This window comes from Halomonas sp. KO116, assembly GCF_000734975.2.
Taxonomy (GTDB): Bacteria; Pseudomonadota; Gammaproteobacteria; order Pseudomonadales; family Halomonadaceae; genus Vreelandella; species Vreelandella glaciei.
In genome coordinates this window covers 254,341-267,725 of sequence record NZ_CP011053.1, presented here as the reverse complement: position 1 = coordinate 267,725, position 13,385 = coordinate 254,341, and the positions used below count along the sequence as shown (strand labels likewise).

The 13,385-nt window shown below is 55.9% G+C and carries 19 protein-coding genes and 2 pseudogenes; 11 read left to right on the top strand and 10 right to left on the bottom strand.

The annotated features are described in order from the left end of the window. Positions 1 to 161: 161 nt before the first annotated feature. Genes KO116_RS22695 through KO116_RS24310 form a run of 4 tightly spaced genes read left to right on the top strand, consistent with a single transcriptional unit; the run spans position 162 to position 2,450 of the window. The gene (locus tag KO116_RS22695) at positions 162 to 1,574 is read left to right on the top strand and encodes a sensor domain-containing diguanylate cyclase (RefSeq protein WP_144408654.1); all 1,413 of its coding nucleotides are present in this window, start codon (positions 162 to 164) and stop codon (positions 1,572 to 1,574) included. A gap of 21 nt (positions 1,575 to 1,595) precedes the next feature. Beyond that, positions 1,596 to 1,718 (top strand): EAL domain-containing protein, encoded by a 123-nt coding sequence (locus tag KO116_RS26365; RefSeq protein ID WP_158414228.1) that lies wholly within the window; start codon positions 1,596 to 1,598, stop codon positions 1,716 to 1,718. Next, positions 1,719 to 1,919, top strand: a complete 201-nt coding sequence (locus tag KO116_RS24315; RefSeq protein ID WP_052703856.1) for an EAL domain-containing protein — start codon at positions 1,719 to 1,721, stop codon at positions 1,917 to 1,919. A gap of 9 nt (positions 1,920 to 1,928) precedes the next feature. Then, complete coding sequence (locus tag KO116_RS24310; protein WP_082072712.1) at positions 1,929 to 2,450, top strand: EAL domain-containing protein; 522 nt, start codon at positions 1,929 to 1,931, stop codon at positions 2,448 to 2,450. A 177-nt stretch (positions 2,451 to 2,627) separates the two neighbouring features. Here the strand turns inward: KO116_RS24310 and KO116_RS26150 are convergent, their stop codons facing one another. After that, on the bottom strand, positions 2,628 to 2,750 hold the full coding sequence (locus KO116_RS26150; RefSeq protein WP_268762341.1) for a hypothetical protein: 123 nt from the start codon (positions 2,748 to 2,750) through the stop codon (positions 2,628 to 2,630). 82 nt (positions 2,751 to 2,832) lie between these two features. Beyond that, positions 2,833 to 3,815: pseudogene (acuI, locus tag KO116_RS22685) on the bottom strand (acrylyl-CoA reductase (NADPH)). Between the two features lie 161 nt (positions 3,816 to 3,976). On the opposite strand from acuI, the pseudogene KO116_RS25995 reads away from it, so the two are divergent. Beyond that, a pseudogene (locus KO116_RS25995) lies at positions 3,977 to 4,699 on the top strand (IS3 family transposase); the annotation flags it as partial. A 236-nt stretch (positions 4,700 to 4,935) separates the two neighbouring features. On the opposite strand, the gene KO116_RS22670 reads toward KO116_RS25995, so the two are convergent. From KO116_RS22670 to KO116_RS25370, 6 genes are all read right to left on the bottom strand, one after another. Then, positions 4,936 to 5,349: a DUF6691 family protein gene (locus tag KO116_RS22670; protein WP_035557854.1), complete on the bottom strand. Its 414-nt coding sequence runs from the start codon at positions 5,347 to 5,349 to the stop codon at positions 4,936 to 4,938. Continuing rightward, positions 5,346 to 5,807, bottom strand: a complete 462-nt coding sequence (locus KO116_RS22665; protein ID WP_035557858.1) for a YeeE/YedE family protein — start codon at positions 5,805 to 5,807, stop codon at positions 5,346 to 5,348. The genes KO116_RS22670 and KO116_RS22665 overlap by 4 nt, the downstream gene beginning before the upstream one ends. A gap of 110 nt (positions 5,808 to 5,917) precedes the next feature. Further along, entirely contained in the window at positions 5,918 to 6,091 is a 174-nt protein-coding gene (locus KO116_RS24915; RefSeq protein WP_176304696.1) for a hypothetical protein, read from the bottom strand. A gap of 69 nt (positions 6,092 to 6,160) precedes the next feature. Then, positions 6,161 to 6,589 (bottom strand): TIGR01244 family sulfur transferase, encoded by a 429-nt coding sequence (locus tag KO116_RS22660; RefSeq protein ID WP_035557861.1) that lies wholly within the window; start codon positions 6,587 to 6,589, stop codon positions 6,161 to 6,163. Beyond that, positions 6,567 to 7,571, bottom strand: a complete 1,005-nt coding sequence (locus KO116_RS22655) for an MBL fold metallo-hydrolase (protein WP_235272577.1) — start codon at positions 7,569 to 7,571, stop codon at positions 6,567 to 6,569. Before KO116_RS22655 ends, KO116_RS22660 begins: the two co-directional genes overlap by 23 nt. A 236-nt stretch (positions 7,572 to 7,807) precedes the next feature. After that, positions 7,808 to 7,954: a hypothetical protein gene (locus KO116_RS25370; protein WP_157826461.1), complete on the bottom strand. Its 147-nt coding sequence runs from the start codon at positions 7,952 to 7,954 to the stop codon at positions 7,808 to 7,810. A 440-nt stretch (positions 7,955 to 8,394) separates the two neighbouring features. Here KO116_RS25370 and KO116_RS26145 point away from each other — a divergent pair, with 440 nt between their 5' ends. Further along, positions 8,395 to 8,517, top strand: a complete 123-nt coding sequence (locus tag KO116_RS26145) for a hypothetical protein (protein WP_268762340.1) — start codon at positions 8,395 to 8,397, stop codon at positions 8,515 to 8,517. A gap of 153 nt (positions 8,518 to 8,670) precedes the next feature. On the opposite strand, the gene KO116_RS22645 is transcribed toward KO116_RS26145, so the two are convergent. After that, positions 8,671 to 8,943, bottom strand: a complete 273-nt coding sequence (locus tag KO116_RS22645) for a hypothetical protein (RefSeq protein WP_035557864.1) — start codon at positions 8,941 to 8,943, stop codon at positions 8,671 to 8,673. Between the two features lie 705 nt (positions 8,944 to 9,648). Between KO116_RS22645 and KO116_RS22640 the strand changes: the two genes are divergently transcribed. The 3 genes from KO116_RS22640 to KO116_RS22630 all read left to right on the top strand — a co-directional run bounded on the left by KO116_RS22640 (position 9,649) and on the right by KO116_RS22630 (position 11,353). Beyond that, positions 9,649 to 10,275 (top strand): class I SAM-dependent methyltransferase, encoded by a 627-nt coding sequence (locus tag KO116_RS22640; protein ID WP_035557867.1) that lies wholly within the window; start codon positions 9,649 to 9,651, stop codon positions 10,273 to 10,275. Positions 10,276 to 10,732: 457 nt separating this feature from the next. After that, complete coding sequence (locus KO116_RS25365; RefSeq protein WP_157826462.1) at positions 10,733 to 10,885, top strand: hypothetical protein; 153 nt, start codon at positions 10,733 to 10,735, stop codon at positions 10,883 to 10,885. A 192-nt stretch (positions 10,886 to 11,077) separates the two neighbouring features. Beyond that, positions 11,078 to 11,353, top strand: coding sequence for a hypothetical protein (locus tag KO116_RS22630; RefSeq protein WP_035557873.1), 276 nt, complete (start codon positions 11,078 to 11,080; stop codon positions 11,351 to 11,353). A gap of 243 nt (positions 11,354 to 11,596) precedes the next feature. Here KO116_RS22630 and KO116_RS24305 read toward each other — a convergent pair whose 3' ends face one another. Further along, entirely contained in the window at positions 11,597 to 12,439 is an 843-nt protein-coding gene (locus KO116_RS24305; protein WP_052703854.1) for a hypothetical protein, read from the bottom strand. A gap of 139 nt (positions 12,440 to 12,578) precedes the next feature. On the opposite strand from KO116_RS24305, the gene KO116_RS22620 reads away from it, so the two are divergent. Beyond that, the gene (locus tag KO116_RS22620; RefSeq protein ID WP_035557876.1) at positions 12,579 to 12,935 is read left to right on the top strand and encodes a hypothetical protein; all 357 of its coding nucleotides are present in this window, start codon (positions 12,579 to 12,581) and stop codon (positions 12,933 to 12,935) included. Next, on the top strand, positions 12,928 to 13,338 hold the full coding sequence (locus KO116_RS22615; RefSeq protein WP_035557880.1) for a DUF6573 family protein: 411 nt from the start codon (positions 12,928 to 12,930) through the stop codon (positions 13,336 to 13,338). The genes KO116_RS22620 and KO116_RS22615 overlap by 8 nt, the downstream gene beginning before the upstream one ends. Positions 13,339 to 13,385: the final 47 nt, after the last annotated feature.

Here is a 13,385-nt window from a genome sequence, read left to right as displayed (position 1 = left end):
GCGCGACAAGCGACGGGCGACGAAGGTTCTTTGGCGAAAGAGCACGCGGATACTCTTCTTAAGGCTTCGACATGGACAACGTGTAAGTGCACGCCGGACAAGAACGCGGGGATGGCGCCCCTCAGGACGAATTGGCCTCCATCGAGTCCAGTGAACGGCTTATGAGAGCCCTGGGGCGCGGTCTCTTAATCAGCCTGGTCACGATCTTGATCGCCGTGGCCGGGGTCTTCGGGGTGGTGATCCTGTCGTCGCAGTCGCTCGATCGCTATGCCGAAGCGAAGTCGCGGGAGCAGGTGCAGCGACTGCTCGATCTCGAGCTCGAAGAACTGGCCAACCGCAGCCGAGATTATAGCTGGTGGAACGAGGCCGTCGAGCTGGTAATCTACCAGCGAGACACCGACTGGGCCATGGAAAACGTCAGCGGTTATCTGCAGAACCAGTACGGTACCGACTGGGTAGTGAGTCTGGATCGCGAGGCGACACTGATCCACGGCGTACACAAGGGTACGGAACTGGAGGCGCTGCCCGAGGGCCTGCTGACCGCCGAGTTCAAGCAGCTCATGGCCGAGGCCATCGACGCCGATTTCGCCGACCCCGAGCCCGCATCTGACATCCTGGATATCCAGGGAGCGCCTGCCCTGGTCGCCGTGTCGCCGTATGTGGCCTACGACCCGACCCCGTATGCCACCGATCAGGCGCATGGCTACCTGATCCTGGTCAACTACATCGACGAGGCCATGCTGGACGCTTGGCGCCGTGATTTTCAGATCGAGGCCCTGCGTCTGCTGCCGGCAGCGGCAGCTCCCCCTCGGGAGACAGGCCAACTGGCGTCCCTCCCCCTGGCAACACCGAGCGGCGAGCCGCTGGGCACCCTTCAATGGCATCCGGAGCATCCTGGCCAGAGCCTCCTCACACAGCTCCTACCCTGGGTGATCGGAGGCGTGCTACTGATCCTCGCGGGCAGCCTCTTCTTCTATCGACGGCTGCGAGCCTATGGCAGGCTGGCCCATGGTCACCTCATGGAATTGAGCACCAGTCGGGAACTGCTCTTTCGTCAGGCGAACTACGATTTTCTCACCGGCTTGGCGAACCGGTCGCTGTTCATAGAGCACCTGAACCACGAGTTGGCGCGCTGCATCCGCCATAAGCTGAAGGCCGGAGTCCTCTACGTTGACCTGGACGGTTTCAAGGCCGTCAACGACACCCTGGGCCATACCGCCGGCGATGAGCTGCTGTGCTGGGTGGCCAAATCCATGGCGAAGCTCGTGCGCACCGAGGACGATGTGGCACGCTTCGGTGGCGATGAATTCTGTCTGTTGCTGACCGACGTCGCATCTGAGGAAGATGTGTCACGGGTCGTCGACAAGATTCATGCCCTGCTGGCGGGCCCCGTTGAGGTGGGCGGCAAGCACATGCTGGTCGGGGCGAGTATCGGGATCGCGATGATTCCCGACGACACTCAGGATCTCTCCGATGTGTTCCGCTATGCCGATATCGCCATGTACCAAGCCAAGTCGAGGGGCACAAACCTGTCCTGCTTCTATGATGCAACGATGGAGGAGCGCTCGCAGTAACATGCAAGGCTGAAGGGTCTGTTGGCTCATTGCCTGACCCATGAAGAGCTGTACCTGCGCTATCAGCCTATCTATTCTCTGGTGAGCCGTGAGATCACCTGCATGGAAGCACTGCTCCGGTGGCGCCACAAGGAACTGGGGTAGGTGTTGCCGGCCGAATTCATTCCCGTGGCGGAAGAAACGGGCCGGAATATCACGGTCTCGATCAATATCTCGGCCAAGCAGCTGCGCGACCTGACGTTTCCGTTCAAACTGAATCAGCTGCTGGAAAAACACGGCGTGGAGTCTTCCAGCATCAAGCTCGAGATCACCGAGAGCCTGTTGATCTTGGAAAGTGACAACTAGCACCGTGTCCTGCTCGACCTGGCGAAGCGAGGATACCGCCTGGTGCTGGATGACTTCGGCACGGGATATTCCGGCCTTGGCTACCTGGACCGCTATCCCCTGGAAACGGTCAAGATCGACAAGTCGTTCGTGTCCGGCCCGAAAGCCTCCTCGCTGAACGCCTCGCTGGTCAAGACCATCGTCTTCATGGCCAACCACTGTGGCATGAAGACCATCGCCGAGGGCGATCGACACCCCCGAGCAGGAAGCGTTCGTGCGCGATACCGGCTGCACCCACGTCCAGGGCTTCCTCTTCAGCCGTCCGACCTCGGTGGCCGACATCATTGCTCTGATGGCCCCGCCCTCGCCTTCCCCAGCGGCGTCCTGGAACGAGAGCGTCTCGGTCTCGGGGCATGCCCCGTCAGGCGCCAGGGAGTCATCCCTGTGTCCGACCATGTACTATCGTGGTGCATGGTCGAGCATTGTAGTTGCCCGCTGCCCCGCCCAAGGCCCACTGGCGTGTCGGGCTGGCTGGCCTTCAAAACGGCGTAGAGGGCCGTCTTGCTAACCCTGATGCGTGCGACGGCCTCATGCCCCAACTCAAGTGTCACCAAGGCTCCGATGATGGACGTTCGGAACTGGGCCTGTGCTCAGGTCGGACAGGATGGTCACGCCTTGCTCGGCAATTGGTGATGTATCTGATGCCATGCCTCGACCCGCCCATGGTGCTTAGGAGGACTGAGCATAGTCGAGGTTGGTGAAGGCGATTGCTGAAACAATTCTTTCAGAAGACCACTGCACACCGGGCGGTCCGCTCGATGCGCTGGTGCAGCCGTCTTCTGAAAATGACATCAGGACTTCCTGGAGGGGCAATTTTGCGTAAATAAATTACGTTAAATTTTCTACGTAAAGAAAACGTACCTATTATTCGGATTTATAGAGCCATGGTCACTACTACGCGTCCGCGAATGCGACCGGCGAGCAGATCATCGACCGCCTCGATGGCGTCGTCGAGGGCGATGGAGCTGGTGATAGCATCGAGCTGCTCGGGAACCAGCAGCTCCCCCAGACGCCGCCAGGACTCGACGCGATCCGCGTAGGCGCGCATCACGCTGTCGATCCCCGCCAGGGTCACCCCGCGCAGGATAAAGGGCGCGACGCTGGCGGACAGGTCCATGCCCTGGGCCAGACCGCAGGCGGCCACCGTGCCACCGTAGCGGGTTGAGGCCAGGACGTTGGCCAGGGTGTGGCTGCCCACGGCGTCGATAGCTCCCGCCCAGCGCTCCTTGCCCAGCGGGCGCCCCGGCTCGGAGAGGGTAGCCCGGTCGATCACCTCCGCGGCGCCGAGCCCTTGGAGGTAGTCGGTCTCCTCTGGGCGGCCGGTGTAGGCCACCACCCGGTAGCCCAGCCGCGTGAGCAGCGCGATGGCGTAGCTGCCGACCCCTCCGTTGGCGCCGGTGACCAGCACATCGCCCTGCTCCGGGATGACGCCTTGCCTCTCTAACGCCATCACTGAGAGCATGGCGGTGTAGCCGGCGGTGCCGATGCCCTGGCCTGGCGTGGCGTGAAGGCCGCCGGCAGGGGAATCAGCCAGCGGCTCTCTAGACGGGCCTTCTCGGCCAGTCCGCCCCAGTGGCCCTCGCCCACTCCCCATCCGTTGAGCAGCACTGCATCGCCCGGCGCATAGGCCTCGCTCGCGGAGGCCTCCACCGTACCGGCTAGGTCGATGTACGGCACCATGGGGAAGGCATGCACCACTGGCCCCTTGCCGGTGATGGTCAGGGCGTCCTTGTAGTTGAGGGTGCTGCAGTCGACCCGGACGGTGACGTCGCCCTCGGGCAGCTGCGACTCGTCAAGGGTCTCGAGCGTCGCCTGCTGCCGGTTGTCTTGCTTGTCGATCACGATGGCTTTGAACATGTTGCACCTCGTGTCGTGGTGGGGTCTTTTATTGTAGTGGCATAGTGAATTTGGCCACCTAATTAGAGGTGCTAATATGCACCAAGACATCACTAGGTGGCAGCATGGCAACATGACCAAAACGTAACTTTAGCCCTGAATTCCGTCTCGAAGCAGCACAGCTGGTCGTCGATCAACACTACACTGTTCGTGAAGCGGCTGAAGCCATAAATGTGGGGCATTCGAGCATGGATAAATGGGTTCGTCAGTTACGCCAAGAGCGTGATGACCAAAGCCCTAAAGCAACGCCCATGACACCCGATCAGCTCAAGATTCGCGAGCTTTAAAAGCGCATCCGTGACATTGAGATGGAAAAAGACATCCTAAAAAAGGCTACCGCTCTCTTGATGTCGGACTTCCTGAACACTTCTCGCTAATCGAGAAACTCAAGACGAGCTACCCGGTAAAAAAAACTGTGTGAGGTGTTTGGCGTGCATCGCAGCAGCTTTAAATACTGGAGACAACGTTCAAAAAGGCCTGTGTGTGCCACGAAGGCTAAGGAAATAGCCAAGGTCAGAGAGCTATTTCGCGAGAGCGAAGGCTCTGCAGGGGCGCGCAGCATTGCAGAGATGGCGACAAGGCAGAATGTACCGTTAAGTCGCTATCGCGCTGGCCGCCTGATGGAAAAACTTGGCCTGATTAGTTGCCAAATACCCGGTCATAGCTACAAGAAAACGGGCGAAGAACATGCTGAGGTACCGAACCACTTAGCGCGTCAGTTTAACGTTGAGGCGCCCAACCGCGTTTGGTGTGGCGATGTCACCTATATCTGGACTGGCAATCGCTGGGCTTATCTAGCCGTTGTTATGGACTTATTTGCTAGGAAAACGATTGGCTGGACGATGCCAAGAACACGCTCATGGGGTTAGGGGGTCTTGAAATCCGGCGTGGCAGCCTGAAACACGGCTGTACGGTAATAAAGCCAGCGGTAGTGGCTAAAAAGTGGTCGCGCAGAGAATACTCGGGCCATGTTGACTGCTTCACTTGCCCAGAGATGAATTGTTTAGTGCTTTACTAGAATTACACTTCTAATAAACCTATTCTTCAATCGTAGAAAATATGGTTGAAGCTCAAGCGCCGATCAGCGACTGCCTGAGAACCGCTTTGCCAGCCACCATCCTCCTATCATCGACAGTAGCATTGCCATGAGTGGCATGGTCAGCCCAGCGAAAGAGGCGAATGCTGGTCCGGGGCAATAACCGGACAATCCCCAGCCAATTCCGAACAGGACCGCCCCACCCATCAGTCTTCCATCCAGATCACGCCGAGTGGGTAGTTGGAAGGCCTGAGCAAACAAGGGCTGTGAGCGGCGCAGCACGAGTCGATAACCGATGAACGTCGTGGTGACGGCACCGCCTAGTACAAACATCAAGGTCGGGTCCCAATCTCCAAACACATCAAGGAAATTCAGCACCCGGGTCGGGTCGGTCATGCCGCCGATCGCCAACCCTAACCCGAACAGCAACCCGGCGAGATAACCCATCAACGTTTTCATATGCCACCTCCGATGAGATGACGCATGACGAAGACGGTCAGCATCGCGCTTCCAAGAAAGGTTAAGGTGGCCGCCAACGATCGTGGTGAGAGTCGCGCCAGGCCGCTGACGCCGTGACCACTAGTACAGCCGCTGCCGACTTTTGTCCCGACGCCGACCAATAGACCTGCCAGCAGCATCAGCCCGATATCTCCCGCCGGCTGACCGATGACCTCATCCGGTGCGCCGGAGACATTACCTAGCCCACCTCCCAGTAAAATAAGGATGAGTGGGCCGCTGAACAGACCCAGTAGGAAGGCCAGGCGCCAAGCCGAATCTCCTGCGGGTTGCTCCAGCAATAGTCCGGAGAGGATTCCGCTGACGCCGGAAATACGACCCAGCGTTGCCATCAGCCATACAGCTGCCAGGCCGATCAGCACACCGCCGATCAAACCGGAAAGACTTGCCGCTATGTCCACGTTGTGTCTCCTCTATGTCAGGTATTTGAAATATGCCGGACAAGCCGTGTCGAAGCATCGTCATTGTCGGGATCGCTCAGCTCTGCAGAAGAATGAGCGTGCAAGGCATGTCAAGCATCGAACGTGTTCAGGAAGACATTACCGCTGAAATTGCGTAGGAATGCTGTCTTCAGCAGGCGGTTCATCTCTGGCCCCTTGACCTCGCAAAGGTGCAGTTGTAACCCCGCATCACTCAAACGCGGGTTGATCGACTGCAAACTATCCAGTGCCGAGGCATCGATCAAGTTGACGGCCTGGCAGCCACTGAGCGATGGGGAAATAGCGGCGCAAACTGGCCATGCCGGTCAGCGCTATTAGTTGTCATTGGCCTGGTTTTCGAGGCTCTCGCGAAGCGGCTCTAGGTCATAGCCGGCCGACTTGGCAGCACCGACGAGTTCCGAAATCGGACGATGCGAGACCTGTGAATAGGCCCAGAGATGAGCGACCCGTGTGCCGGTCCGGCAGAAACCGATCACGGGAGTCGGCGATAACTCCAGGGCATCGGCAAAGGCGGCAATGTCCTGCTGGGAATACTTGCCGGGCTTGACGGGAACTTCATGCCAGACCATACCCAGTGATTCTGCCTTAGCCTTGAGAGCATCGGGATCCGGCTGGTCATCACTTTCCCCACGCGGGCGATTGGAGATAATGGTGCGGAACCCTTGCTCGGCGAGCTGTTCAAGTTCGTCGAGGCGAGGTTGTGCTGTCACATAAAGACGATCATCGAGCGGTTTGATATCCATAGGTTACCTCCTTGGTCGCTTTAGGAGCGCGCCTCATCCCAGGCGGCCCCGGTAGAGCATCGAGGGGAATCTTTAGGTAACGACGACCATTATCCTCTGGCTCTGGCAGGTCGCCGCCCCGGATATTGACTTGCAAGGCGTGCAGGATCAGTTTAGGCATGGGCAGCTTGGCGTCACGCTCGTTACGCAAGGCGATGAAGCTGTCCGCTGTCGGGCTGTCTCGGAGATGAATATTGGTTTCGCGCTGGACTCTCACCGTGCTTTCCCACTCTGGCTCGCGATCGCCGGGCATGTAGTCGTGACCAGTAAAGAGCCGAGTGTCGTCCGGCAGTGCCAGGATGGCCTGAATGGAATCCCACAGTTTGTGAGCATTGCCCCCGGGGAAATCGGCACGGGCCGTACCACCATCCGGCTGAAACAGCGTGTCGTGCACGAACGCCGCATCGCCGATGACGTAGGTGATCGACGCCTTGGTATGGCCGGGCGAGAACATAATCCGGCCTTCTATCTCGCCCACGTGGAAAGTATCGCCCTCTACAAAAAGGTGATCCCACTGGCGGCCGTCATCCGGAAAGTCGGGCCAGTTGTATATATCCTTCCATAGCGCTTGCACTTGTGTAACGTAAGCTCCTATAGCCGTTGGTGCTCCTGTCTTTTCCTTTAGATACTGTGCTGCCGAAAAATGGTCCGCGTGCGGATGGGTATCCAGAATCCATTCGACCTTCAGCCCTTGGCTGGCAACGTAGCCCAGCAATTCATTCGCATGGTGCGTTGCGATAGCGCCGGACTTTTCATCGAAATCTAGGACTGGGTCGATGATTGCGCAGCGCCGAGTCACAGGATCGCTAACAACGTACTGCACGCTAGAGGTCCGCATGTCGTAGAAGCCGACAACATCTGGCTTGCCTGGCGAGTGTCGAAACGTTTGCATGGCATCCTCGGTTGTTGGTAAAAACGTTACTAGGTTAGAACAAAAAAACATAATGTCTAGCATCAGCAACCAAACCGCACAAATCATTTATCGCGGCAGCCTTCAAGGAGAAACACCTACTCTGTTTCGCTGGATTGACCCATTTCAGGGCTTCGTGGACTATAATGATGCGATAGAAATCCTGATGAGGATGAAGTTTGCCGACCTGTGCTAGATCATGCAGGGCCAAGCTGACGATACTTGCAATGGCAAAAATCCCCATTGGTAAGGAGGCTTGTTATAGCTGATCATGGCCGTGTACGGCGGGCTTTGGGTGCGTGCGTAGCTACAAGGGCATGCTCTACAAATACTTTGCCATCCATGGCTTCACGGATCGCAGCCAACACGGCTGACACAATCAACCGCCAGTCTGGGTATGCGGCTCGACTAAACATGACTGATTTCCTAAGCATTCCTACGCAGGTTTCCGTCGGCCCAACGAACTGGACCGGGAGGAGATATCGAGCATGCACTGAAGCAAACGTCGCAAAGCTTAGATTGGCTGGGGTCTTCCTAGGAGAAACAGTGCTGACTTCTGCCAACTGTGACCATTAGATATCTAGCGTGATTTTTGTCCATTTACCCTTCTGCAGCGTGGAATTCGGGCTCAACGAGCTCGAGGAGTATGCGCTATAGGTGCTGTACAGGGACTGAAGTACTGACTTTGTAACAATCAGCCCACGAGGAAAGGGTAAGAAGATAGCTCGTGCAAATCGACAAAAAGCGAATCCAAGTCAGGATGAAATTCAAGGCGTGGCGTTATCGGCAGGAAAAGCTAAGCGAGGTGTGCTTAACGTAACCATTACTGTAAATGAGATAGAAAGGGAGAGAAACAATGATGGATGGAATGATGAACGGTGATGCAATGATGTGGGGGATGGGGCTGATAGGGCTTCTTGTCCTAATACTGCTTGTGCTCGGTATTGGGGCTCTCGTTAAGTATCTATTTAAAAAATAAGCGAGACCTTAAAAGCGGTGAGGATACTGAGGGCTCTCAGTGAGTACAACCATTTGCTTCCCAAGTTCACACAAGGGCAGATAGCCGGCATATACGAGTGCCATGTTATTCCAACTGAGGCGCGGGACATCCGCAGCCACTCATTGCCTGTTGCTAAAGAACAAGTACTATACGAGTGCGGCAACCCCAAGCACGAGGAGCAGGATTACAAGCAGACAGAGCAGGTCCATCCCACCACATCATCAATCCGCCGCAAGCCACCATTTCGCCCATCGTCAGTTCTTCTCCCTGTAGTGTCGGTTTCTCCTGCATTTCAATCTGCACCGGATGTCCGGCGGCTTTCCACTGCGGATAGCCCTCGGTCAGGCTTATCGCCTTAGAAAAGATTGGTATTCTGACAGCGATATACCCCGCCGTCTGGAGCATCGGTAAGCTCTTTACCGGTGCCTGGTCAGACCGGGTGGGGCGTCAGGGGCTCATCGTCTGCCAGCAGTGGTCATTGTGGTGTTTGCTGTCTCCGTAGGGTTTTCGGGATTTGCGACGGGCGCGTTCCTATTGGGATAGGTAAAGCGATGGTTTATCCTACCCTGTTCGTCGTCATCGGTGATGTCGTGCATCCAGCGTGGTGATCCTCGGTTGGCATCTATCGCCTCTGGCGTGATCTTGGCTATTTCTTAGGCGCTATTATCGCAGGGGTGGTAGCGGATACACTGGGACTGGCTGCGGCGTTGTGAGTGGTGGTGGCTTTGACGTTCGCCTCGGGCCTATTCTCGACGCTGCGCATGAAGGAGGTACTCCAGATCACCGCACGGTCTCAGCGCAGCTGGATCCCTAACCAAGCTGGGAAGTGATTTACCGACCATCTCCTTGCCCATAGGCCCGGTCACGCCCGCGCCAAAAAGGAGAAAGACATGACGAGCATCACTCCTTCTTCTTGCCCGATGGGTCTTGGGCGCAATAGTCGTAGCAGTAGACATTGCCGGAAAGTTCAACACCTAGGACGGGAAAGAGCGCGTTGTAGTGCCCCAGAGATGGAGGGCAACAAAGGGCACAAGCTGGCTTAGCGGGGGTGCTATAGGCTTACAACACAATGATATGAGTTTTATCCCTATCGAATGTGGAGGAAGTGCCATGGGTTTTTATAGCCGCCACATACTGCCGCATCTGATCAACCTGACGATGGGAGCGGGGATGCTTAAGAAATATCGTCAACGTACCGTGGCCAAAGCTCGGGGGAGTGTCTTAGAACTTGGATTTGGATCTGGAGTTAACCTACCTTATTACAACCCTGAGCTTATAGAGAAGTACTATGCAGTGGAGCCGGATGGTGGCCTTTTAAAGCTTGCGCAAAAGCGTATTAACAAAGCCCCTTTCAAGGTGGAAGTGCTGCAAATGGGCGCAGAGCAGATAATACTACCTGATGACAGCATAGACACGGTCCTGAGTACTTGGACACTCTGCACGATTCCGGACATAGAAGCGGCTCTAGCCCAGGCGCGAAGGGTGCTCAAGCCCGGGGGACAATTGATTTTTGTCGAGCATGGACTCGCGCCAGAAACCCGCGTTGCCAGCTGGCAGCAACGGCTGACTCCGTATTGGAAGCGTTGCGCCGGTGGCTGCCATCTGGATCGGCAGACAGATGTGTTGCTTCTCAATGCCGGCTTTGTACTCCAGGATCTGGCTACAGGCTATCTCGGTCGTCCCAAGACCATGACGTTCATGTATGAAGGCGCGGCCAAGCCTCCCGCTGTCGGGTGAGTGAACTGGGTTCGCTGGCGGTAGATGGCGAACTCCGGGGCGCGAGATGTGAAAAAAATCAATTACATGCTACATAGCTGCTGGTGTAGCCCAGCATGCATGGCGGAGCCAGCGGCCCAGTAACGTGATCGCCAGCATGTTATGTCTCTCCACCCCTGTCTCGGTACGGTCACCCTCGGCTCTATCTCGGAGTGACATTCTGGTTTTTATCTTGAGCCCAGGTAATGAGGTCTCGGGTTCAACAGTGGTTTACGAGGCTCAACAGGCCCAGTACCCGGCAAACTATCGGCATTATGGTGCTTTTCTTAATTGGCATTGCCCTAATCGCCAGTGTGGTCTTTCGCTAGGCCACTGCTTTTGCATCTGCCGTTCTGCATGTTAAGGACGGTAGGTCTATGCTATCGCTGGATCGGCGATGTGTGCGGCCTCGGCCTGCTGTGGGGGGGTGAAACTGGTCATGGGCCCCGTAGTGCGAACGCCTTTCCCCGCCGCCTCTAATCTCTTCGCCAAGGTAACGGTGGTGGCCAAGGAGAAGGGTCTGTTGATCTACCTTCGGCGCACTCTGAACGGCCTGCTCGATGAACTGCTGACGCAGACCAGTCTCACCTGACGCTGGTCAAGAACGACGCAACGAGCCGGACATTGGCATCGGCAGGCGGAACCGCGCTAGTCGAGTCGCCCGCGTGATAGCTATCGTTCACGGAAAATTCGCTGTGCACCCTATTTACGAACCTGAGTGTCACCCTGCCCCCCTATCTCCTCTTGAGACCTGTAATCCAGCAGGAATGAGAGGAGTAGGATCATGAGCGTAAAGTTTCAACAATGGGTCGCCACGGTACGACGAAGGATGCAGGATGGCCAGCCTCTGCTGGGGCCGGACAGCCTGCAGGCACTGACAGACGATGTACGAAAACTCGGTCTTGGCGCTATGGGTGCCGGAGTTCTGGGTTTCTTCGCTCCTAGCGAGAAAATCACTCTTGGTGCATCAGTTGCCATGTTTTTCGTAGGTGCTATCATTTGGGTAACAGGTATTGCGTTTCTTGTAAGAATTGAGCGCAACAGTGCAGAAAAGGATTGAATTTATGAGCCCTTTTGGATGGTTAGTTACAGCTTTTGCAGTCTTTATGGCGGCCGTGTGTTTATTCACGTTCGTTCAAATTGAACGCAGCAAGCATCATCACCATCAGGACGGCAGCAGCAGTTAGCTGAATTCTGGCGTTTGTCATTCTCGTCAGAACAAGAGACATTGATCTCACATTCAACAAGCTCTTCCTTCGCGAAGAGCTTTTTTATTTCCGGTTACCAGAGGCTGGCGGATGGTTCAGCTAACCACTTCCTTGGCGAGGGAAAAGGCCACAGCCACCAGTGCAAGGCAGCCCAACGCCAGAGGATTGGTAAGAAAACGACACACTGCATAGCGGTATGGATGGGCTTCAATGCGGTCTTTCGTGGTCTGCAGGCTTGCAGCCTTTCGCTTGAGCTTCGCTATCTGCCCTTCCTGTTCTTCCAGCTTTCGCTGCTGATCAACTAGCCAGTCACTCGCATTCACCTTTTGGATATTCAATCGCCAGGCACGCTCGGCATCGTCAGTCGTCAGGTTTTCAGCAAGCATGTATTTTGATCGAGCGGTTATCTGCGATTCGGTTTCACTAGGGATGAATTCAATACCGAACTGCTCATAGAACCGATCACGCCTAACCTTGTTATTTCCATCGTGTGCGCCTGGCTTTTCATCTTGCCACGACAGCTCGATCTTCATTACCTCTGCCAGCGGCCACTGCCTGGCCCAAGTGACGATCTCTGCCATCAGGTAGGTGCCGATACGAAACCCGCGTAAACCGTTAAGAATCATTTGAATATCTGCGGGACCTCTGCATTCACCGTGAGTGAGTCTGACCCGCTCCCTATCTGTTGAGCTTGAAGGCGAATATGCAGCTGACCATTCGAGTTCATTTCCCTCAGGAGGCCGCTGGGTATCGATCCGTTTGACTCTAAGCGTGAGTCGAGCGCCCTGGCCAACAATTTGTTCTATCCGCTGGATCATCAAAATCGCGTGTGGAGTCTCGCTGTTGGGTGTCTCTCGGTGGCGAACCTGGATAACACGCAGATTCTCTCTGGGCGCTCCCTCAGTAGTGCTGTCCTGGGCTGTTGCTTTACCGACCATAGGCATCTCCTGAATTGATTGTTTCGCATGCGAAACAGGTAGGGGGCTACCAATACCATACTTTTCAACGTCAGCAAGGCCCCTATCTCTTCTTGAGACCTGCTTTGCAGGAATGTGAGAGAGAAGAGAGAGAATCCCAATGGAAACATTTGGCGAGCGTTTGGAAACGATCATCTACAGCCGTCGCGGCGGTAACTTCGGTGAATACTTAGGCGTTGAAGGTCTGAGCCGGAGGGTGCGAATAAGCGAGCAGGTGTTCAAAGTCCGCTCATGTGTGGATGTGGATTCTGACTGGATGTGGGAGGTTACGCACGAACCAAGCGGCTTGTCTGAGCGTTCTAATGAACGCTGGGGGCTATGCTTTGCTGCTGATCGACTGGCTCGCGTTGTTAGACGTGAGAGCGCCTGGAAGTTGCCGACTGGGCCTGAGGTTACACCCATCCCAATGGCTGCTTTTTTGGCGTCACGCCAACAGGGGGCTACAGCTCATGTTTGATGAAACTGACATGATCCATAGCTATTCCCGTGCGGATGCCATCGAAGATGGCAATTTGGTAGATGTCAGCGAACGTGCTGAGCACGCCGCCGGCAACATGATGGGTTTCAAGGTGCCTGTTGCCATGACTGCTGCAGCCTGGGAGGCTTTGGTGGCGTGGCATGACGGTAGAAGCCCTCATGAGATGCAGCAGCAAGAGGATAAGCGGTTAGGCGATGTATTGCTTGTCGCCCTTGAGGCTGCTGCGAGAGAGCGCAACGAGAGATATATCGACTTCATCGTTGATGTGATTGAGCAATCCGAAACCGGCTCTATCGTTGTGCCAAAACATGTTGTTATGACTATAGGTCCTGGGGATACCCCTAAGCCTGTGATAACGATCATGCTACCCGAGGAGGACTGACGCGATCGCGCAGTTATCACTCCTCTTTCTAAGCCCCTAGTCAGCCT

What these genes read in the sequence shown, in the direction of transcription:
- KO116_RS22695 (WP_144408654.1), top strand. Translation starts at nt 162, where the DNA reads ATGAGAGCCCTGGGGCGCGGTCTCTTAATCAGCCTGGTCACGATCTTG.
- KO116_RS26150 (WP_268762341.1), bottom strand. Translation starts at nt 2,750, where the DNA reads ATGTCATTTTCAGAAGACGGCTGCACCAGCGCATCGAGCGGACCGCCC.
- KO116_RS22670 (WP_035557854.1), bottom strand. Translation starts at nt 5,349, where the DNA reads ATGAAAACGTTGATGGGTTATCTCGCCGGGTTGCTGTTCGGGTTAGGG.
- KO116_RS22660 (WP_035557861.1), bottom strand. Translation starts at nt 6,589, where the DNA reads ATGGATATCAAACCGCTCGATGATCGTCTTTATGTGACAGCACAACCT.
- KO116_RS22655 (WP_235272577.1), bottom strand. Translation starts at nt 7,571, where the DNA reads ATGTTTTTTTGTTCTAACCTAGTAACGTTTTTACCAACAACCGAGGAT.
- KO116_RS25370 (WP_157826461.1), bottom strand. Translation starts at nt 7,954, where the DNA reads ATGTTTAGTCGAGCCGCATACCCAGACTGGCGGTTGATTGTGTCAGCC.
- KO116_RS26145 (WP_268762340.1), top strand. Translation starts at nt 8,395, where the DNA reads ATGATGGATGGAATGATGAACGGTGATGCAATGATGTGGGGGATGGGG.
- KO116_RS22645 (WP_035557864.1), bottom strand. Translation starts at nt 8,943, where the DNA reads ATGCTCCAGACGGCGGGGTATATCGCTGTCAGAATACCAATCTTTTCT.
- KO116_RS22640 (WP_035557867.1), top strand. Translation starts at nt 9,649, where the DNA reads ATGGGTTTTTATAGCCGCCACATACTGCCGCATCTGATCAACCTGACG.
- KO116_RS25365 (WP_157826462.1), top strand. Translation starts at nt 10,733, where the DNA reads ATGGGCCCCGTAGTGCGAACGCCTTTCCCCGCCGCCTCTAATCTCTTC.
- KO116_RS22630 (WP_035557873.1), top strand. Translation starts at nt 11,078, where the DNA reads ATGAGCGTAAAGTTTCAACAATGGGTCGCCACGGTACGACGAAGGATG.
- KO116_RS24305 (WP_052703854.1), bottom strand. Translation starts at nt 12,439, where the DNA reads ATGGTCGGTAAAGCAACAGCCCAGGACAGCACTACTGAGGGAGCGCCC.
- KO116_RS22620 (WP_035557876.1), top strand. Translation starts at nt 12,579, where the DNA reads ATGGAAACATTTGGCGAGCGTTTGGAAACGATCATCTACAGCCGTCGC.
- KO116_RS22615 (WP_035557880.1), top strand. Translation starts at nt 12,928, where the DNA reads ATGTTTGATGAAACTGACATGATCCATAGCTATTCCCGTGCGGATGCC.